Genomic DNA, 19,088 nt, shown 5'->3' on the forward strand with positions numbered 1-19,088 from the left:
ACGATCATGTCGGAACATGACAACAAACTAACCGTCACACGCCGCGGTATGCTAGGGGCGACCGCCACTGGCGCCGTGCTGGCCGGAACCGGTCTGGGATCAACCCTGATGACCGCTAAACAGGCCAGCGCCGCGGCCAATGCCAATCTCGAACCTGGTGAGTTGGACGAATACTACGGTTTCTGGTCCTCGGGTCAGACCGGTGAGCTGCGCATTCTGGGCTTCCCGTCCATGCGCGAGCTGATGCGGGTGCCGGTGTTCAACCGCTGTTCGGCCACCGGTTGGGGTCAGACCAATGAATCGCTGAAGATCATGACCGATGGCCTGCTGCCGGAAACCAAGGAATTCCTCGCCAAGCGCGGCATGAAAACCTACGATAACGGTGACCTGCACCACCCGCATATGTCGTTCACCGACGGCACCTACGATGGCCGTTACCTGTTCATGAACGACAAGGCCAACACGCGCGTTGCTCGCGTACGCTGCGACGTGATGAAATGCGACAAGATCACCGAAATCCCGAACGCCAAGGCGATCCATGGTCTGCGTCCGCAGAAATTCCCGCGCACTGGTTATGTCTTTGCCAATGGCGAAGATGAAACTCCATTGGTCAATGACGGCACTGTGCTGGACGATCCGTCGCAATACGTGAACATCTTCACCGCGCTGGACGGCGACACCATGGAAGTGGCATGGCAGGTGATCGTGTCGGGCAACCTCGACAACACTGACTGCGACTATCAGGGCAAATACGCCTATTCGACCTCGTACAACTCGGAAATGGGGATGAACCTGGCCGAGATGACCGAGAACGAGATGGACCATGTTGTTGTCTTCAACCTCGCGGAAATCGAAGCGGGGATTGAGGCGGGCGACTATCAGGAACTGAAAGGCGTCAAGGTTCTGGACGGCCGTAAGGGTCAAAACAAGAAATACACCCGTTACATCCCGATCCCGAACTCGCCGCACGGCATCAACACCGCGCCCGACGGCAAGCATGTCTGCATCAACGGTAAGCTGTCTCCGACCGTATCGATCATGGACGTCACCAAACTGGACGCTCTGTTCGAAAGCGATGCCGATCCGCGGTCCTGTATCGTGGGTGAACCGCAGCTGGGTCTTGGCCCGCTTCACACTGCTTATGACGGCCAGGGCAACGCGTTCACCACGCTATTCCTGGACAGTCAGATCGTGAAGTGGAACCTCGACAAGGCAATCGAGGCTTACGGCGGCGCCGATGTTGACCCGATCATCTCGAAGGTCGATGTGCATTATCAGCCGGGCCATAACTCGACCACCATGGGTGAAACCAAGGAGGCTGATGGCAAGTGGCTGATTTCGATGAACAAGTTCTCGAAAGACAGGTTCTTGAACACGGGTCCACTTAAGCCTGAGAACGAGCAGCTGATCGATATCTCAACCAACGAGATGAAGGTGGTTCACGACGGACCGACCTTTGCGGAGCCGCATGACTCGATCATGGTGCGCGCTGACATCGTCAACCCGGTCAACGTCTGGGACCGTAACGACATCACCTGGGAGGACGCCCGCAAACAGGCTGAGGCCGATGGCATCGATCTGGAAGAGGGTGCCGAGGAACCGATCCGGGACGGCAACAAGGTGCGGGTCTATATGACCTCGCAGGCCCCAACCTTCAGCCTTGAGAAGTTCACCGTCAAACAGGGTGATGAGGTAACAGTCTACATCACCAACCTGGATGACGTGGACGATGTGACCCACGGCTTCTGTCTTGGTAACTACGGCATCGCGATGGAAGTTGCGCCGATGGCGACCGCTTCGGTCACCTTCACCGCCGACCGTCCGGGCGTGCACTGGTTCTATTGCCAGTGGTTCTGCCACGCGCTGCACATGGAAATGCGCGGCCGGATGCTGGTCGAGCCGCAGGGAGCATAACCCATGCGTTGGCCCCTGCTCATACCGCTCCTGCTCGGCTCGCCCCTTTGGGCGGCGGATTGGGATGTGCCCAACCGGGCGGGGGCCATCAATGAAACACTGGCGCAGGCGGCGGATGGAGACACCCTTCGCCTGAGCCCCGGTGTCTACTCTGAGACATTGGTTCTGGACCGGCCCGTCATTATTGACGGGCAGGGGCAGGCCACCATTGACGGACAAGGCGTCGGCAGCGTCATCACCGTGACCGGACCGGGCGTGACCGTACGCGGTCTGACAGTGATTGGTTCGGGCTCGAGCCATGATGGGATCGACAGTGGCATTCAGCTGGTCAAAACGGCCCATGCGCCGGTGATCGAAGGCAATGTGTTGCTGGGCAATCTCTATGGCATCGACATCCACGGCGCCAAGGACAGCGTCGTGCGCGGCAACCGGATCGAAGGGCGTCAGGACAAGCGGATGAATGACCGCGGCAACGGCGTCTATGTCTGGAACGCACCGGGTGCGCGGGTCGAAGACAATGATATCCGGTACGGGCGCGATGGGATCTTTGTGAACTCGTCCAAGAAGAACACCTTTACTGGAAACCTGTTCCGCGACCTGCGGTTCGCGGTGCACTACATGTATGCCGACGACTCGGTGGTCAGCGATAACGTCTCGATCGGCAATGATCTGGGCTATGCGGTGATGTTCACGACCAATGTCAAAGTCACCGGCAATGTGTCGATTGATGATCGCGAACATGGTGTGATGCTGAACTACGCCAACAAGAGCGTGATTTCTGGGAACGTCGTTAAGGGTGCAAAGGAGAAATGCACCTTCCTGTATAACTCGAACAAGAACGAATTCACCGACAACTGGTTCGAGGGTTGCGGCATCGGCATTCACTTCACTGCTGGGTCAGAACGTAACCGTATCGTCGGCAACGCCTTTGTCGGAAACCGGACTCAGGTGAAATACGTTTCGACCAAGTGGGTCGAGTGGTCCGAAGACGGGCGCGGCAATTACTGGTCCGATTTCGCCGCCTATGATGTGGATGGCAACGGCGTCGCTGATGCCCCTTATCGCCCCAATGACTCGATGGACCATGTGCTGTGGACCCAACCCGCAGCCAAGCTGCTGCTCGGCTCCCCTGCCGTGCAGCTGGTGCGCTGGTCGCAATCAGCCTTCCCGGCGCTGTTGCCGGGGGGTGTGATGGACAGCAACCCACTGATGCAAGCCCCTGAACCCTCAGCTATGAAAAAGGTGCCTCATGACGGATAAGGCCCTGACGATAAACAACGTCTGTAAGGACCGAGGCAAAACCCGCGTTCTTGACGACATCACCCTGTCTCTTGCCCCTGGTCAGCGCGTGGCGCTACTGGGCCATAACGGCGCCGGCAAATCGACCCTGATCAAATCCATCCTTGGCCTGATCCCGATTGAGGGCGGAGCCATTCGAATCGGAGACGCCACACCCGGCAGCGCACAGGCGCGGCGGGATACGGCGTACTTGCCCGAGGCGGTGTCCTTCCACCCGGCGCTTACGGGCCGGGAACAGCTGACTCTTTTCGCGCAGCTCTCGGGGTCCAAGGCCGATGTGCCCGGTTTGCTGGATCGCGTCGGCCTCAGCGACGCACTGGACCGACGGATCGGGACCTACTCCAAGGGGATGCGGCAACGTCTGGGATTGGCGCAAGTGCTGCTGGGCCAGCCGAAAGTGGCATTGCTGGACGAGCCGACAAGCGGACTGGACCCGATTTCTCGGCAGGATCTGTACGCCATCATCGACGAACTGGCCGCAAAAGGCACCGCCGTCCTGATCGCATCGCATGCCCTGACTGAGGTCGAGGCCCGCACAGACCGGATCGCAATCATGCGCGGGGGCCGGATGGTGGCCGATGACACGTTAAACAACCTTTCGGCGCTGGCGGGTCTGCCAATCCGCCTGAAGGTGCGCGCCAGCTCTAACCCTGACGCCTTGGCCGACAAACTGGGCGGCAGCCGGATCAATGGCGTGTCCGTTGAGTTGCTCTGCACCGTCGACGACAAGATGGAGGCCCTGCGCCGGATCGCCGGATTGGGCGATGCGGTGGCAGATGTGGAAATGACACCTCCCAAGCTGGAAGATCTCTATCGCTACTATGCACAGGAGAAGAGGCCATGACCCGCTTCCTCGCCATCACCCGCACTGAAATGTTGATCCTGCGCCGCAACCGCTGGCTGCTGATGGCGACACTGATCATGGTGTTATTCGCGCTGGCACTTACCTTTGCAGGCAGTGCACCCACAGGCACGCTTGGCGTAGATATGCTGACTGTCTCGGTTGCCTCGATGACGACGCTGTCGGTCTATCTTGCCCCCCTATTGGCACTGATGATTGCCTTTGACGCCATCGCAGGCGATGTGGACCGGGGCAGCTTATCGCTGCTCTTGTCCTATCCCGCCGGGCGCGGAGAAATCCTGTTGGGAAAATTCACCGCCCATTTGTCGGCGCTTGCCTTTGCGATGACCATAGGTTTTGGCACGGCTGGCGCGGTGGCAGCATGGTTCGGTGGCGCCGGTCCAGAAAGCCTGTTGGCTCTGGTCCGTCTTATCCTCACTTCGATCGTGCTGGGCGCCGTGTTTCTCGCACTGGGATACTTGCTGTCCGCCCTGGCAAAGGGGGCCACGGCGGCAGCAGGTCTGTCGGCCGGGCTCTGGCTGGTTTTTGTCGTCCTCTATGATCTGGGCCTGTTGGGGGCCGTCGTCATGGACAAGGGCGGCACCTTTACTCAATCCGTCTTTCCATGGGTGATGGTGGCCAACCCGGCCGACGCTTTCCGTCTGTGGAATATCGCCGCAACCGAGGGCGTCGCGATGGCATCCGGCATGACCGGCGCTGCGCAGGCTCTGCCCGTCTGGGCCGCCCCGTTGTCTTTGCTGATCTGGCCCCTGCTAGGCCTTGCACTTGCCCGGCTCGCGTTCCGAAGGGTCGAGCCATGAAGTGTCTTTTCCTGATTGCTCTACTCGCCCTGACTGCCTGTAAGGAAGAACAGATTGCCGCGCCTGACCCGGTCGATCTGACGCCAGACGCACTCAGCTTTTTTTGCCAGATGAATATTGCTGAACATGGTGGTCCAAAAGGACAGATTCACCTCGACGGCTATCCCACACCACTGTTTTTTGCGCAGGTTCGCGACATGGTTGCCTATCTCAAAAGCCCCGAACGCGAGGCAGCCATTGTTGCAATCTATGTCAGCGATATGGGAACCGCCCCAAGCTGGCATCAACCAGGTCAATCCAACTGGATCAATGCCGAAGGTGCGACTTTCGTCGTCGGGGCCAATGTCGCCGGCGGCATGGGCGCGCGCGAGGTCGTGCCCTTTGCAGACCCGACCGATGCGGACAGCTTCATCATCCTGTACGGAGGGTCCGCTTTGCCCCTGACTGACATACCCGACGCCGAAGTGCTTGGCCCCGTCGATCTGGACCTGAAACTGGAGACACCAGCATGAGCCGTTTGTCCCGACGTCGTTTTCTGATCATGTCTGCGGCATGCGCCGCGCTACCGGCGGTCGCATCTGGCGCACCAGTCGCGCATTGGCGTGGCATCGCGCTGGGGGCCAGAGCCAGCCTTGACCTTGTTGGCCTTTCTGAGGCAGACGCGGCGCCCCTGCTGTCATCAATCGAGGCTGAACTGAACCGGCTGGAAGATATCTTTAGTCTGTACCGATCGCGATCACAGATTTCAGAGCTGAACCGAAGCGGGTTGCTGCAGCAACCGGCCCCCGAACTGTTGAATGTACTGAGCCTGTGTTCGACCCTTCACAGTGCATCAGAGGGGGCTTTTGACCCCACAATACAACCCGTCTGGAGGGCGATGGCCGCGCGCGCCAGCGCATCTGAATTGACTGCCGCCCAAGAAACTGTCGGCTGGCACCGAGTCCGATATGACGCTGATGCAATCCAGCTGCCGGAGCCCGGTGTCTCAGCCTTGACATTGAACGGTATCGCACAAGGCGCAATCACCGATCACATTGCGGCGCTGTTACGGTCCTTTGGCTTACGCGATGTTCTGGTTAACATGGGAGAAATCGCGGCAATGGGTCAGCGAGGTGACGGGCAAGACTGGCGGGTCGGCCTTGCGGGTCACAATAATACAGTCCTCAGGAAGATCACTTTGCGAGAACGCTCAGTAGCCACATCATCGGTTGCAGGCACGCTCTTGCCGGGCGACCAGGGCCATATCCTGAACCCATTCGGCCCAAGCCCAAGCAACCACATTGTTTCCATTTCCGCACCCAATGCAGCCTTAGCAGACGGTCTGTCCACAGCCCTTTGCGCCGCCCCAAAGGAATGGACGCGTAGAATTCTGCAGAGTTTTCCATTGGCCAGTTTGGAGTTGAGCGGATAATCCGCAGTCTGTTCCAAGGCAGTCAAATCGGCAAATAGGACCTGTCCGCTGAATCAACTTTACCGGCGGTCAACCTTTCGAGCGCCAGCAGCCTCATACCGAACAGTCATCCGAATTCAGAAACACCCCAGTAGTGCCGGCTCTTGCAACACCAACGGTACCGGTTTCGGTGGTATAAGCGGATTTGCTAACAATCCAGGCACCAATGGTCGATCACGAGAGCAAGCTTCGAACCTACCGCGTCCCGCGAGGATTTCGAAGGGCCGGGTCATTGAGTGCTGGAAACGGAACACCCGACCTTCCGATCACGTTATTTCTTGGCGGATGTGGCGGGTAAAGCCTTCAAAACGTGTAAGCCATCACAAAAACATCATATGAAGATTTGGTGGCGGAGACGAAGGGATTCGAACCCTCGAGACCCTTCCGGGCCTACTCCCTTAGCAGGGGAGCGCCTTCGACCACTCGGCCACGTCTCCGCTGGCCGGTGTATTCGATAAGCGCCAAGAAATACAAGGGACCTCGTGAAAAAATCTTCAAAAAGTCAAATCCATGATGTCTATGGCTTTCTGGCTTGATCAAAGGCAGCCGCGAAACGTCACCCGCAATGCGTGTCTGCCGGGCCTTCCATAAGGCGATCAGACCCAAGAGACATCGGCTGGGAAAGCGAGCGACGGCCCAACGAAACACTGATTTGAAAAGGGCCCTGTCCGAGACACCGGCAATGTACAAACAGAGAGTTTCCGAAGCTCCGGGTCAGCCCAATTAGGTGGGAATTTTCTCCAGCTTCATAGAAAACTTGCCAAACACATAGGCATTAAGGCATATTTGCTTAGATTTTTTACAAATAATACAAAGAAATAAATTCCACGAGGCACAGACCGGGCAGCGGGCGCATTGCGCTCTGGAATAACCTTGGGGAAGGGATAATTAGTTTGGTCTGGTTAAGAGTGTTGTGTGTTTCCTGTTGTGTTTTGATACTGCCGTCGCAGATCCTGGCCAACATTGGTACTGTCGTAAGCGTCAAACAAGGCGCAGAAATTACCCGAGCCGGGAATTCCCGGCCACTGCTTGAAGGCATGGAAGTTGCCTCGGGTGATTCCATATCCACAGACAGCAGAGGGGTAGTTCAGCTGATCTTTGTTGACGAAACGAAGATCGCGATAGGGCCTAATGCAAAGATGGCGCTGGATGTGACCATGTTGCGAAACAAGAAGAAGGCCAAGAATTTTGCCGTTCAGGCCTTGGGTGGAAGCTTTCGTTTCATCTCGGGCAACAGCAGAAAACGTGCCTATTCCATCCAGACCCCCACTGCGACAATGGCTGTGCGTGGGACCATATTCGACATGTGGGTTGTGCCTGGCACCCAAAGCTCGATGCTGGTGCTGGAAGGCACCGTGCAGATGTGCGGCCTGAAAGGCGGCTGCAGATCAACTGGACGTCAATGCAGCCTGTTTGCCACCAGTCAAAAAGGCAAGGTGGGCCGCCCGGCCGATCAGGCACAGTACGACGAAGCAGTGAAAAATGGATTTCCGTTCATTCAGTCTCAGGAACGGCTTCTCAGTCCGCTGCGCGTGAATATCGAAGGCTGCGCCGGAGAATCAGCACCAGTGCAGCCCATCGAAAAATCCGACGCTCCCGAGCCCCGCCCAGCGCCCCCGCAGCGGCAAGCGGTGAAGGCTTCGGTAGCATCTGCACCCGTTGAGGCGCCCAGTATAGAAGGCGGTGCAGCGCCGGATACGAAACCGAATAGACCTGTTAACTGAGCATCGGCTGATATGGGTAATCGGTAATGTCGGGCAGTGAAAGCGACCACTGTCTTCGGAGGCAACCGTGACGGGTAAGTCGAAAGAACGGAGCACTCGCCGCAGGGGTTTTCGCCTTGTGGGTTTGTGCCTGATCCTGTTTGGATGCTTTGTCAGGGTCATAGATCCGTTTCCCGTGCGCATGACTCGGCTGATATATTTCGACATCCTTCAGCGCATGGCCCCACGCGATTACACCCCCGACCTGCCAATCCGTGTTGTCGACATAGACGAACAGTCACTGGCCAACTGGGGGCAATGGCCATGGCCGCGTAATCTCATGGCTCAGATGGTTGAAAACCTCGGCCAAAATGGCGCTGCGGTCATCGCTTTTGACATGCTGTTTGTCGAACCCGACCGCTATTCGCCTGCTCGATTATTGGAAGACCCTGCGTTGGCCGAGGTGCTCTCGGTAGATGAAGACGCCCAAAACCTGGACAACGATGTTTTTTTCGGAGCCGAAATCGCCAAATGGCCGGTTGTTCTGGGTGTAGCGGCCCGTGTAGCCGATGATGGTCAGCCCGTCATATCCAAGGCGGGGATCATCGAGATCGGTGAGTCTCCGACCTCAGGGCTCGTCCAGGTTCCGCATTGGACCCCTCCTGCTCCGCCACTTTATTCAGATGCAACAGGCATTGGGGGCGTGAATGTCTCACCACTTGGTGGGACCGGTGTGGTCCGCCGGGTCCCGGTACTTTGGGGGGGACCGGATGGCGCCCTGCCAAGCCTGGGAATTGAGGCCCTTAGGGTGGCCTTGGGGGAAACAGTCCTTTTCGCCGAGGGCGCGTCCGATGAATCCGGTGTCATGCTGGCGCTTGAACTGGGCGATTTTCGATTGCCAACAACTCAGAACGGCGAAGTCTGGATCCGGTACAGGCGAGACCGGCCTGAACTGTATGTTTCTGCCAATGACGTTATGACGAATCCGGATGATCCTGCGCTGCGGTCCCGGATCGAAAACCAGATTATTCTTGTTGGCACCTCTGCGGCGGGTCTGTTTGATATGCACCAGACCTCGCTCGGAGAATCCGTGCCCGGCGTCTCGATCCACGCGCAGTTACTTGAACAGGTCCTAACGGGCGAAATGCTCAGCCGATCCGATGTGACCGCTGCGCTTGAGTTGGTCTCATTCGTCTTACTGGGGTTAGTGGTCGTCGCCGTCATGTCCAGCTTTGGTGCGGTCGCATCCTTCATTGCGGGTGGCGTTTCTGCAGCCGTAGTTGTGCTGATCAGCTGGATGGCCTTTCAAAATCAACTCGTATTATTTGACGCAACCTTCCCACTTGCTGGTGGGATGGCGAATTTCGGGCTGTTGGCCGGATATCTATTCATTTCGACCGAGCGAGAGAAAAGAGCGATCCGAAAGATTTTTTCTCACTATGTCGCTCCTGAAATTTTGGATGAAATGGAAGGCTCGGACCATCAGTTGGTCCTTGGTGGAGAAACACAAGAGATCACCGTCATGTTCGCCGACATCCGTGGATTTACCCCGTTATCCGAGTCGGTTTCGGCCACGGAGCTCGTCGCCATTCTGAATGAGCTGTTTTCACAGGTCGGAGATCAGATTTTGCACGAGCGAGGCACAATCGACAAATTCATCGGCGACGCAGTCATGGCGTTCTGGAACGCTCCGCTTCCGGTCGAAAATCATCCCTGTCGCGCTGCACGGGCAGCCTTGATGATGCGCGGTGCATTGGCACAGTTCAATAGGTCCGAAATCATGCGCGAACGGCCACCCATTGCGCTGGCCACTGGCTGCGCGACAGGACAGGCCTGTGTGGGCAATATCGGGTCGCGGCGGCGGTTCAATTATACTGTGATCGGAGATGTGGTGAACGTCGCCGCCAGGATCGAACAAAGCTGCCGACATGTCGACTATGACATCCTGGCTTCGAATTCAGTTTACATTATAGGCAAACAAGAGTTGGCGATGTTGGAAGCTGGGTTTGTGGACCTGAAAGGAAAAAAGAACCTGGAGCCCGTTTACATATTGATTGGCGATCAGGACATGCTCGACAGCGAGGCATTCCAGAACTTACGCGATGCGCATGCTCAACTTTTGTCGGCCATACGTGCGCGTGAACCGCTGGAGCGCACCGATGAGCTGCGCCAAAACTGCATCGACATTGCCAAAGAAATCGAACCCGGTCTTCTATCCTTTTATCGAGCGCTGTCTGGGCGCACTGCGGATTTTCTGTCCGATGTCCAATCAAACAAGCTGTTGTTCAGTCATCACGCCCGTGAAGGACAAAATCTGGCCTAGCGGGCCCAGAGCCATTGCAACTTTCAAGCGAGCATGTGAACCCCATAGAACCACCCAGAAGCAGGCACGGAAGTTTGGGAACCATATGGCTAAGGCCAAATCATCCATCCTGAACTTGGCTCCTTACTCTTGGCCTGAAGAAACTGGATCAGCACCTTACTGCACCGAGCTGACCCAATTGGATGCTCATCGTGAAACAGACGCCATTATGGCCTATGTTCCGACTATCCTGACCTTGTTTGGCGCCCACACGCTTACCGAAGCAATCAAAAATGGCACGTCGGCGAAAACGCGTTTTTCTCCCCCAAACACAGACCAGCCTGCAGTCTCCTGGCCATTTGCGGGTCGGGCTTCTAAGCAACCTGTCCCGCGAGAAAGGGCTGTACGATTTTCTTGAAGCAGCCGGATCTCTGCACTCTCTCGGGGTTAAAGTCGAAATGATCCTGGCCGGGCCGGCCCACTGGAGCAAGACCTGACCTCGATCAAAGCCGCCGTCGCCAAAGACGAGATCAGATGGGACGGCCCGCTATATGGCGAAAAAAAGCAGCAATTATATGATGAGATTGACGTGTTTCTGTTTCCAACTCGATATAGTTTCGAAGCTCAACCAACTGTAATCTACGATGCCTTCGCGTCGGACACAGCCGTGACCTCTTTCGCGCGCAGAGCTATCGAAGAACAGGTTCGGGTTTGCATTGCGACCGTCGCCGTCGATCAGAGCTTTTCCGAAACCGCCACCCAATTCCCCACGGGTTCCTAAGAAAGGCCGATCACGCGACCAACAGAATGACCACACCATTGGAGCATTTGGGCAAATCTATCTAATGCGAGGCCGCATTAGACGAATAGTAATACGCGATGGCCTGCGTCCTATTTTTAACCGATAGTTTTTCGTAAATGTTTGACAGGTGAAATTTCACGGTATTGGTCGATATCTGAAGCTCTTTGGACAACTCGCGGTTGGACATGCCCTTGGCTAGAGCTTCCAGAATCGCGCGCTCTTTCCGCGACAGGCTGTGGATCGGATTCTGTTGCATCTGGCGGACATCGATGAAGGGAAACACCATCTTGCCAGCAGCCACGTCCGCGCAGGTTTCCAGCAACGCTTCAACTTCACCTGACCGGGATGAGAACCCCGCAGCTCCTGCCTGCATTGCAAGGCGCGGAACATCTCCGACATCATCGCCGTAAATGACAAAACGGGGCGCGCCTTCCTGTTCTCGCAAAACCTCGATCAATTTGGCCGCGCCAAGAACCGGCAAGCTCCAGGAGATCACACACACCTGGACCGGAACTCTCATGACCGCGCCCAGGAACCCTTCAGCAGTCGCCGATGTGGCAACCAAAGAGAATCGCGGATCACGTTCAAAAATCTCTGACATGGCCGATAAGACCAGCGGATTGTTGTCGGCAAGCATGACGTCAATCGGTTGTTGTGAAGGCTCTGTCATTGATTTTACATCCAAATCCTCAAGAAACTACCCATTAGTATAGGACAATACTTGGTATACTTCGGTATCCTTGCCAATACGGGTAGGTTTTTCCCCATCCTATTAGAAGTCCTAAAGCAGTAGTAAGTTACGTTGCGCGATGACGCAAGCAAGGCTTTCCTGATCCACAACGAGATGTCTGGGCGTGGTTGACCACCCCAACGATCAAGGAGGATCGCAATGACTTTCCAGATTTATCCAACGCTCGAAATCCCCGAGACGCTGGCCGCAGGCCCCGGGCCGGGCAATACAGACGCGCGCGTTCTACAAGCCTTTTCCAGCGCCGGAGTTGCGGATCACATGCAGGGCGACGTTTTGCGCGGCATGATCGAATGCAAGCACATGCTGCGCGAAATCTGGGGCACCACGAACATATACACCTTTGCGGTCGCGGGCACTGGTTGGAGCGCTTTGGACACCATGTTCTCGGCTGTCATGCCCGGTGACAAGGTTGTTGCGTTCAACAACGGGACCTTTTCGGGCATCGATACACTGACCCTTCGGATCAAGGCAGCGACACCAGACGAACATGCTGCCAACCCCTTGGATCCGCAGGCCGCCAGTGTCACGATCATCGACGTGCCGCATGGTCAGTCGGTGACCGGTGACATGGTCGAAGCCGCACTGGCTGAACACAAGCCCAAATGGGCGTTTATGGCACATTGGGAAACGGGATCAGGACGCATCAATGATTTGCGCGGCTTCTCGGATGCCTGCGAGCGCCATGGTGCAATGGGTCTGATCGACGCCGTTTCGTCTTTGGGTGTCGAAGATTTCCGGGTTGATGATTATCCGGGCATCGCGGGCTGGGCCTCTTGTCCGCAAAAGGGCCTGTGCTGCTTGCCGCTGACCTATGCTCCCGTCAGCTTTACCGACGCATATATCGACAGCCTGAAAGCAACGGGTGCCTACAGCTATGTTCACAATCCCATTTTCGAGGCCCGCCACTGGGGCATCGTCGACGGCCAGGATGTCGAAAAAGGCACATATCACCGAACACATTCGGGCTATGCCGTGGCGGCCTTTCATGAATCATTACGCCTGACCCTGCAGGAAGGGCTAGCGAAACGCGCGCATGCTTACAAGACGCATGAGGCCGTGCTGCGCGATGCCGTCATTGCGATGGGCTGCGAGGTCACCTCGGACATGTCCAGCCTTGTGGTGCTGAACCTGCCCGCTGAACTTGCAGGCCGCGAAATGGAGCTGGTGCAGAATTGCCGGGCCCGCGGCTTTGGCATCTGGCCAACCCTCAGCGCCCCTGTTCAGGTCCGCATCGGCATCCTGAACCAACTGAATCATCAGTCGATCGGCCGCATCGTGCATTTGTTTGCCGAAGCAATCCGCGAGATGGGTGGTTCGGTGAATCTCGAAGCGATCGAAGCGCTTCTGGAAAGCCGCTACGGCACATCTATCGCTGCATAAACGGGAGGAAATGCAGATGGATATCCACGAATATCAGGCGAAAGAACTTCTTTCGAATTTCGGCGTCGAAGTCCCTTCGGGGGCCTTGGCCTACAGCCCCGAGCAAGCTGCCTACCGTGCACGTGAGCTGGGCGGCGACAAGTGGATTGTAAAGGCACAGGTTCACGCAGGTGGCCGCGGCAAAGCTGGGGGCGTAAAGCTGTGCAATTCGGAAAGCGAAATATACGCAGCCTGTGACGAGATGTTTGGCCGCAAGCTGGTGACGCATCAGACCGGACCCGATGGCAAAGGCATCTATCGCGTCTACGTCGAATCTGCCGTTCCGATCGATCGGGAAATCTATCTGGGTTTTGTGCTCGACCGCTCAAGCCAACGCGTGATGATCGTCGCCTCGTCCGAGGGCGGAATGGAGATTGAGGATATTTCCGCAGAACGCCCTGATAGCATTGTCCGCTCCATCGTCGAACCTGCGGTAGGTCTGCAGGAGTTTCAGGCGCGCGAGATTGCCTTCAATCTGGGACTGGAGCCCCGTCTGATCCAAAACATGGTCCGCACCCTCCAAGGGTGTTACGCCGCTTTCAACAAGCTGGACGCGACCATGGTTGAAATCAATCCGCTCGTCATCACCGGCGACGATCGCGTGTTGGCGCTGGACGCCAAGATGAGCTTTGACGACAACGCCTTGTTCCGCCACCCGCAGGTCGCGGAGCTTCGCGACAAAAGCCAGGAAGACCCCCGTGAAAGCCGCGCGGCGGATCGTGGCCTGTCTTATGTCGGGCTGGACGGCAATATCGGCTGCATCGTGAATGGTGCCGGTCTGGCCATGGCGACGATGGACACGATCAAGCTGGCCGGGGGAGAGCCTGCAAACTTCCTCGATATCGGAGGCGGCGCGTCACCAGAACGTGTTGCCAAAGCTTTCCGATTGGTACTGTCCGACAAGAACGTCCAAGCGGTTCTGGTCAACATTTTCGCCGGCATCAACCGCTGCGACTGGGTAGCCGAAGGCGTCGTGCAGGCTCTGAAGGAACTGGATATCGACATCCCAGTCATCGTGCGCCTTGCCGGGACGAATGTTGAAGAAGGTCAGAAAATACTCGCCAAGTCCGGCCTGCCGATTATTCGTGCAACAACATTGATGGAAGCTGCCGAACGCGCCGTTGGTGCATGGCAAAACGATTTGACCCAAAACACCAAGATGAGGGCTGTGTAATGAGCATTCTTCTGGACCGCGACACCCGCGTTATTGTTCAGGGCATCACTGGACGTATGGCGCGCTTTCACACCAAGGATATGTTGGAATACGGCACCAATGTTGTTGGCGGTGTCGTCCCTGGCAAGGGCGGCGAAATCGTAGAAGGCGTGCCTGTCTTCGACACTGTCAAACAAGCGGTCACGGCCACCGGCGCAGAGGCCAGCCTTGTCTTCGTGCCGCCCCCGTTTGCGGCGGATTCGATCATGGAGGCCGCAGATGCCGGTATCCGTTATTGCGTTTGCATAACCGACGGCATCCCGGCGCAGGACATGATCCGCGTCAAACGCTATATGTATCGCTATCCCAAGGACAATCGCATGGTGCTGACCGGCCCGAACTGTGCTGGAACTATCAGCCCTGGCAAGGCGCTGCTGGGGATTATGCCGGGCCATATTTACCTGCCGGGCAATGTCGGCATCATCGGTCGTTCGGGCACGTTGGGCTATGAAGCCGCGGCGCAGCTGAAGGAGCGTGGCATTGGCGTCTCAACCAGCGTCGGCATCGGTGGCGACCCGATCAACGGCTCGTCCTTCCGCGATATCCTTGAGCGGTTCGAACAGGATGAGGACACCGAGGTCATCGCCATGATCGGCGAAATCGGCGGCCCTCAGGAAGCCGAGGCGGCAGAGTATATCCGAGACCACGTCACCAAACCCGTCGTGGCCTATGTCGCCGGTCTGACCGCACCTAAAGGCAGGACCATGGGTCATGCCGGGGCGATCATCTCGGCATTTGGCGAAAGCGCCTCGGAAAAGGTCGAAATCCTATCGGCGGCGGGTGTGACTGTTGCTGAAAACCCTGCGGTAATTGGCGAGACCATCGCCCGCGTCATGGGAAAGGCTGCGTGATGGTCAAACCTTCGGTCCTTGTCACCCGTCGCTGGCCCGCTGCCGTCGAGGCGCAACTGGCCGAAAACTACAACACCGTACTCAACATCGGGGACAAACCATTGTCCCCGGCCGAGATCCGCGATGCGTTGAAACGCTATGACGCGGTTCTGCCCACGGTCACCGACACGCTCAGCGCCGAGGCGCTGGACGTATCTGCGGCGCAAACCAAAATCCTCGCCAATTATGGAGTTGGTTACAGCCATATCTGTGAACCCGCTGCGCGCAGCCTTGGTATGACCGTAACCAATACGCCGGATGTCTTGTCCGAATGCACGGCTGATCTGGCCATGACATTGCTGCTGATGGTAGCCCGCCGCGCCGGCCAAGGCGAACGAGAGCTGCGCGCGGGCGGCTGGACCGGCTGGCGTCCGACCCATCTTGTCGGCACCAAGGTCAGCGGCAAGACTCTGGGCATCATCGGTTTTGGCCGCATCGGTCAGGAAATGGCCCGTCGCGCGCACCATGGGTTTGGCATGAAAATTCTTGTGCAGAACCGCAGCACTGTCTCGCCTGAGGTATTGAAACAGTTCAACGCAACTCAGGTCGATACCGTGGACGATCTGCTGCCGCACTGCGACTTCGTCTCACTGCACTGTCCGGGTGGGGCCGCAAACCGGCACCTGATCAACGGGCGCAGAATGGATCTGATGAAGCCCAACGCCTTCCTCATCAACACTGCGCGCGGTGAGGTCGTGGATGAGCACGCACTTGTGCAGTCGCTGATGTTCGACACGATCGGTGGGGCTGCTTTGGACGTGTTCGATGGCGAACCTCGCATTAGCCCGGATCTGTTGCAATGCGACAACCTGGTGATGCTACCCCATCTGGGTAGCGCCACAAAAGAATCGCGCGAGGCCATGGGCTTTCGCGTACTCGACAATCTGGCCGACTTCTTCGCAGGTCGCACCCCGCGGGACCAGGTGATCTGATGCAAGCGCTGGCCCGCAATATTCCGTCCACCCCGGACCCTTCGGGCTATGCCGAGGAATTGCGCTCGGAACTGCGGGCGTTGTGGCGGAATATTCTGTCGAAGCGGGCGCCGCATGTGGCGACATGGGCCGAGGCCATGCCGTTGCAACCCATCCCTACAGGGCTCGAGGCAACGCCGTATCTGCAAGCCCTATCGATCTGGTTCCAACTGTTACGCATCATTGATGAAAACGCCCATGTCCGGGACCGGCGCCTGACCGAGACCCTAAGTGGCGCGGAATCGGTCGAAGGCGGGTTTGCCGAGGTGTTGTCTGAACTGCAATTAACGGACAGCCAGACAAAAAAACTGACGGCTGACCTATGCGCCGGTCCCACCCTAACCGCGCACCCGACCGAGGCCAAACGGGTCACCGTTTTGGAAATTCACCGGCGGATCTACCGCAATCTTGTCAGTCTTGAAGTGCAACGATGGACCCCGACCGAACGCACCGAATTGCTGAATGGTCTGGAAGGCGAGATTGATCTTTTGTGGCTGACAGGCGAACTTCGCCTGTCGCGCCCAAGCCTGCGCGACGAGATCGAATGGGGGTTGCAATTCTTCCGGGATGCAATCTTTGACGCCGTCCCGCAGGTCATGGATCGGTTCGATCAGGCCTGCCTGCATGTGTTGGGTCAGACTCTAGCCAAAACACCCAACATTCGCTTTCACAGCTGGATTGGCGGCGACCGGGATGGCAATCCGAATGTCACAACCGAGATGACCGCACTGGCCCTGCAACGCGGCCGTGAAACGGTTCAGGATCTTTATCGTCAGGCCATCGATCAAGCTGCAAGCCGGTTGAGCATCAGCGCGCTCATATTGCCGCTTCCTGAGCCAAACCGTGCACGTGTACAAGAAATTATCGACCGAACTCCGGACGGCGATCGCAATCGAAACGAACCGTTCCGGCAAGCTCTCAATGCCATTCGCTATCGGCTGACCGATGGCGGCTATGATCACATCTCACAATTCGTAAGCGATCTTGGGGCACTTGATGCGGCTTTGTGCGCGGTCAACGCCGACGTCCTGGCACAGAGGCATATCCGTCCGCTGTGCCGCGCCGCTGCGGTTTTCGGGTTCCGAACCACAACCCTGGATATTCGTCAGAATTCAACCGTCACGAATGACGTTCTGACGGAAATTTGGTCGCAATCCGGACATGCTCCGGAATATGGCACGCCCGACTGGTCTACCCGTCTGCGATCAGAGCTGGCAGATCAAAACCTGCCCTATCAAAACCGCGAGGTGCTGAGCGATCAGGCGCAGGAAATGCTGGCGCTTTTAGCGCTTGTTCATAGTGTTCGCTCGGGGCCGGACCCCAAGGCAATTGGGCCATTTATCCTGTCCATGACCCGGTCTGCCGATGATATTCTCGGTGTGTACCTGCTGGCCCGCTATTCCGGTTTCGGGTCCGAGACATTGGATATCTCGGTGGTGCCATTATTCGAAACGATTGCAGATCTTCGCAATGCCCCTGCGATCCTGCTGGACGTTTTGGCAGTACCGCTTGCCCGCCGCAGCCTCAAAACCGATGGAAATGAAATCGAAGTGATGCTGGGGTATTCGGACAGCGGCAAGGATGGCGGGTATTTCTGCTCAACATGGGAGCTGGAGCGCGCCCAACGTCGCATCGTGACGGCACTGGCTTCGCAAGGTTTCAAGGTCACGTTTTTCCATGGACGCGGCGGCTCAGTCAGTCGGGGCGGCGCTCCCACTGGGCGGGCGATTGCTGCGCAGCCCAGCGGAACAATTTCCGGGCGCTTGCGCGTAACTGAACAGGGCGAAGTTGTTTCGACCAGATACGCCAACCGCGGAACAGCCGCGGCCCATCTGGAATTGCTCCTGTCAAGCACGTTGCGTCATACCGCCAATCCCGGCGAAACCCTGGCCCGACCCGAGTTCGACGACGCGCTGGATGCTCTGTCGGAACTGTCACAGACAGCCTATGTCTCGCTTTTGAAGATGCCAGGCTTTCTGGACTATTTCCAGCAGGCCAGCCCGGTCGAGGAATTAGCCCGCCTGAAAATAGGATCTCGTCCGGCACGTCGCTTTGGCGCGGCCAGTCTGGATGATCTGCGCGCCATTCCATGGGTTTTTGCCTGGTCGCAGAACCGCCACCTGATCACGGGCTGGTATGGTTTTGGGGCCGCAATGGCCAGCTTCCGCAAATTTCGTGGCGCGCGCGGTGATGAAGTGCTGCAGGATATGTTTCAGCACTCCCGGCTGTTCCGCCTTGCCGTCGATGAGATGGAGAAATCGCTCTATCAGGCGGATATGGGCATCGCCGCACAATACGGCGAACTAGTGCACGATGAGAACACCCGACAAATCGTCTTTCAGTCAATCAAAGCGGAATACGATAGCGCCTGCAGTGCAGTGCAATTTCTGACGGGAGGACAAACTATCGGACACCGTTTCCCTCGCCTGTGCGAGCGGTTTGATCGCAAACGGGCTGAACTGGCCCGCATTCACGCGCTGCAGGTCGAATTGCTGCGACAAGCTCGAACCGAGCCTCAGGCAGGATCGGTTCCTGTTCCCCTGCTGCAATCGATGAACGCTATTTCCGCTGGCCTTGGCTGGACCGGCTAACCCTTTTAGGAGGTTTCAAAGTGAACGCCCCGCAACGCACTCAAGGTTTTTTCACCCAGTCTCTCTCAGCGCGCGACCCAGAGCTGTTCGGCTCGATCACGTCCGAGCTGGGCCGTCAGCG

General features: G+C 57.3%; 15 protein-coding genes and 1 tRNA gene. 14 read left to right on the forward strand and 2 right to left on the reverse strand.

Annotated features, from left to right (window positions below):
• The first annotated feature begins 6 nt into the window (after positions 1-6).
• From nosZ to AC2FH6_RS07180, 6 genes are read left to right on the forward strand one after another with little or no spacing between them, the layout of a single operon-like run.
• The gene (gene nosZ / locus AC2FH6_RS07155; RefSeq protein WP_496701847.1) at positions 7-1,914 is read left to right on the forward strand and encodes a TAT-dependent nitrous-oxide reductase; all 1,908 of its coding nucleotides are present in this window, start codon (positions 7-9) and stop codon (positions 1,912-1,914) included.
• Positions 1,915-1,917: 3 nt separating this feature from the next.
• Positions 1,918-3,174, forward strand: a complete 1,257-nt coding sequence (locus AC2FH6_RS07160) for a nitrous oxide reductase family maturation protein NosD (RefSeq protein WP_496701849.1) — start codon at positions 1,918-1,920, stop codon at positions 3,172-3,174.
• The gene (locus tag AC2FH6_RS07165) at positions 3,164-4,057 is read left to right on the forward strand and encodes an ABC transporter ATP-binding protein (protein WP_142635215.1); all 894 of its coding nucleotides are present in this window, start codon (positions 3,164-3,166) and stop codon (positions 4,055-4,057) included. Before AC2FH6_RS07160 ends, AC2FH6_RS07165 begins: the two co-directional genes overlap by 11 nt.
• Positions 4,054-4,875, forward strand: a complete 822-nt coding sequence (locus tag AC2FH6_RS07170) for an ABC transporter permease (RefSeq protein WP_271948643.1) — start codon at positions 4,054-4,056, stop codon at positions 4,873-4,875. Before AC2FH6_RS07165 ends, AC2FH6_RS07170 begins: the two co-directional genes overlap by 4 nt.
• Positions 4,872-5,387 (forward strand): nitrous oxide reductase accessory protein NosL, encoded by a 516-nt coding sequence (locus AC2FH6_RS07175; RefSeq protein WP_496701851.1) that lies wholly within the window; start codon positions 4,872-4,874, stop codon positions 5,385-5,387. Before AC2FH6_RS07170 ends, AC2FH6_RS07175 begins: the two co-directional genes overlap by 4 nt.
• Positions 5,384-6,286, forward strand: coding sequence for an FAD:protein FMN transferase (locus AC2FH6_RS07180; RefSeq protein WP_496701853.1), 903 nt, complete (start codon positions 5,384-5,386; stop codon positions 6,284-6,286). Before AC2FH6_RS07175 ends, AC2FH6_RS07180 begins: the two co-directional genes overlap by 4 nt.
• Positions 6,287-6,672: 386 nt before the next feature.
• On the opposite strand, the gene AC2FH6_RS07185 is transcribed toward AC2FH6_RS07180, so the two are convergent.
• Positions 6,673-6,762, reverse strand: a tRNA-Ser gene (locus tag AC2FH6_RS07185).
• A 600-nt stretch (positions 6,763-7,362) separates the two neighbouring features.
• On the opposite strand from AC2FH6_RS07185, the gene AC2FH6_RS07190 reads away from it, so the two are divergent.
• The 3 genes from AC2FH6_RS07190 (at position 7,363) to AC2FH6_RS07200 (ending at position 11,111) form a co-directional block, all read left to right on the forward strand.
• The gene (locus AC2FH6_RS07190; protein ID WP_281972630.1) at positions 7,363-8,049 is read left to right on the forward strand and encodes a FecR family protein; all 687 of its coding nucleotides are present in this window, start codon (positions 7,363-7,365) and stop codon (positions 8,047-8,049) included.
• 67 nt (positions 8,050-8,116) lie between these two features.
• Positions 8,117-10,351 (forward strand): CHASE2 domain-containing protein, encoded by a 2,235-nt coding sequence (locus AC2FH6_RS07195; RefSeq protein ID WP_496701855.1) that lies wholly within the window; start codon positions 8,117-8,119, stop codon positions 10,349-10,351.
• A 472-nt stretch (positions 10,352-10,823) separates the two neighbouring features.
• Entirely contained in the window at positions 10,824-11,111 is a 288-nt protein-coding gene (locus AC2FH6_RS07200; RefSeq protein WP_496701869.1) for a hypothetical protein, read from the forward strand.
• Between the two features lie 61 nt (positions 11,112-11,172).
• Here the strand turns inward: AC2FH6_RS07200 and AC2FH6_RS07205 are convergent, their stop codons facing one another.
• On the reverse strand, positions 11,173-11,802 hold the full coding sequence (locus tag AC2FH6_RS07205) for a response regulator transcription factor (protein WP_246097171.1): 630 nt from the start codon (positions 11,800-11,802) through the stop codon (positions 11,173-11,175).
• A 219-nt stretch (positions 11,803-12,021) separates the two neighbouring features.
• Between AC2FH6_RS07205 and AC2FH6_RS07210 the strand changes: the two genes are divergently transcribed.
• From AC2FH6_RS07210 to AC2FH6_RS07230, 5 genes are read left to right on the forward strand one after another with little or no spacing between them, the layout of a single operon-like run.
• A complete protein-coding gene (locus AC2FH6_RS07210; protein ID WP_496701857.1) occupies positions 12,022-13,263 on the forward strand; it encodes a pyridoxal-phosphate-dependent aminotransferase family protein in 1,242 nt (413 codons plus the stop codon).
• Positions 13,264-13,279: 16 nt separating this feature from the next.
• On the forward strand, positions 13,280-14,476 hold the full coding sequence (locus tag AC2FH6_RS07215; protein ID WP_496676769.1) for a malate--CoA ligase subunit beta: 1,197 nt from the start codon (positions 13,280-13,282) through the stop codon (positions 14,474-14,476).
• Positions 14,476-15,366: a succinate--CoA ligase subunit alpha gene (sucD, locus tag AC2FH6_RS07220; RefSeq protein WP_142635201.1), complete on the forward strand. Its 891-nt coding sequence runs from the start codon at positions 14,476-14,478 to the stop codon at positions 15,364-15,366. The genes AC2FH6_RS07215 and sucD overlap by 1 nt, the downstream gene beginning before the upstream one ends.
• The gene (locus AC2FH6_RS07225; RefSeq protein WP_142635199.1) at positions 15,366-16,337 is read left to right on the forward strand and encodes a 2-hydroxyacid dehydrogenase; all 972 of its coding nucleotides are present in this window, start codon (positions 15,366-15,368) and stop codon (positions 16,335-16,337) included. The genes sucD and AC2FH6_RS07225 overlap by 1 nt, the downstream gene beginning before the upstream one ends.
• Complete coding sequence (locus tag AC2FH6_RS07230) at positions 16,337-18,967, forward strand: phosphoenolpyruvate carboxylase (RefSeq protein WP_496701859.1); 2,631 nt, start codon at positions 16,337-16,339, stop codon at positions 18,965-18,967. The genes AC2FH6_RS07225 and AC2FH6_RS07230 overlap by 1 nt, the downstream gene beginning before the upstream one ends.
• Positions 18,968-19,088 lie beyond the last annotated feature (121 nt).

The sequence above is a fragment of the Ruegeria sp. CDSC045 genome, assembly GCF_059610725.1.

Coding starts and splice junctions, on each gene's coding strand:
- nosZ (WP_496701847.1), top strand. CDS start 7: ATGTCGGAACATGACAACAAACTAACCGTCACACGCCGCGGTATGCTA.
- AC2FH6_RS07160 (WP_496701849.1), top strand. CDS start 1,918: ATGCGTTGGCCCCTGCTCATACCGCTCCTGCTCGGCTCGCCCCTTTGG.
- AC2FH6_RS07165 (WP_142635215.1), top strand. CDS start 3,164: ATGACGGATAAGGCCCTGACGATAAACAACGTCTGTAAGGACCGAGGC.
- AC2FH6_RS07170 (WP_271948643.1), top strand. CDS start 4,054: ATGACCCGCTTCCTCGCCATCACCCGCACTGAAATGTTGATCCTGCGC.
- AC2FH6_RS07175 (WP_496701851.1), top strand. CDS start 4,872: ATGAAGTGTCTTTTCCTGATTGCTCTACTCGCCCTGACTGCCTGTAAG.
- AC2FH6_RS07180 (WP_496701853.1), top strand. CDS start 5,384: ATGAGCCGTTTGTCCCGACGTCGTTTTCTGATCATGTCTGCGGCATGC.
- AC2FH6_RS07190 (WP_281972630.1), top strand. CDS start 7,363: ATGGAAGTTGCCTCGGGTGATTCCATATCCACAGACAGCAGAGGGGTA.
- AC2FH6_RS07205 (WP_246097171.1), bottom strand. CDS start 11,802: ATGACAGAGCCTTCACAACAACCGATTGACGTCATGCTTGCCGACAAC.
- AC2FH6_RS07210 (WP_496701857.1), top strand. CDS start 12,022: ATGACTTTCCAGATTTATCCAACGCTCGAAATCCCCGAGACGCTGGCC.
- AC2FH6_RS07215 (WP_496676769.1), top strand. CDS start 13,280: ATGGATATCCACGAATATCAGGCGAAAGAACTTCTTTCGAATTTCGGC.
- sucD (WP_142635201.1), top strand. CDS start 14,476: ATGAGCATTCTTCTGGACCGCGACACCCGCGTTATTGTTCAGGGCATC.
- AC2FH6_RS07225 (WP_142635199.1), top strand. CDS start 15,366: ATGGTCAAACCTTCGGTCCTTGTCACCCGTCGCTGGCCCGCTGCCGTC.
- AC2FH6_RS07230 (WP_496701859.1), top strand. CDS start 16,337: ATGCAAGCGCTGGCCCGCAATATTCCGTCCACCCCGGACCCTTCGGGC.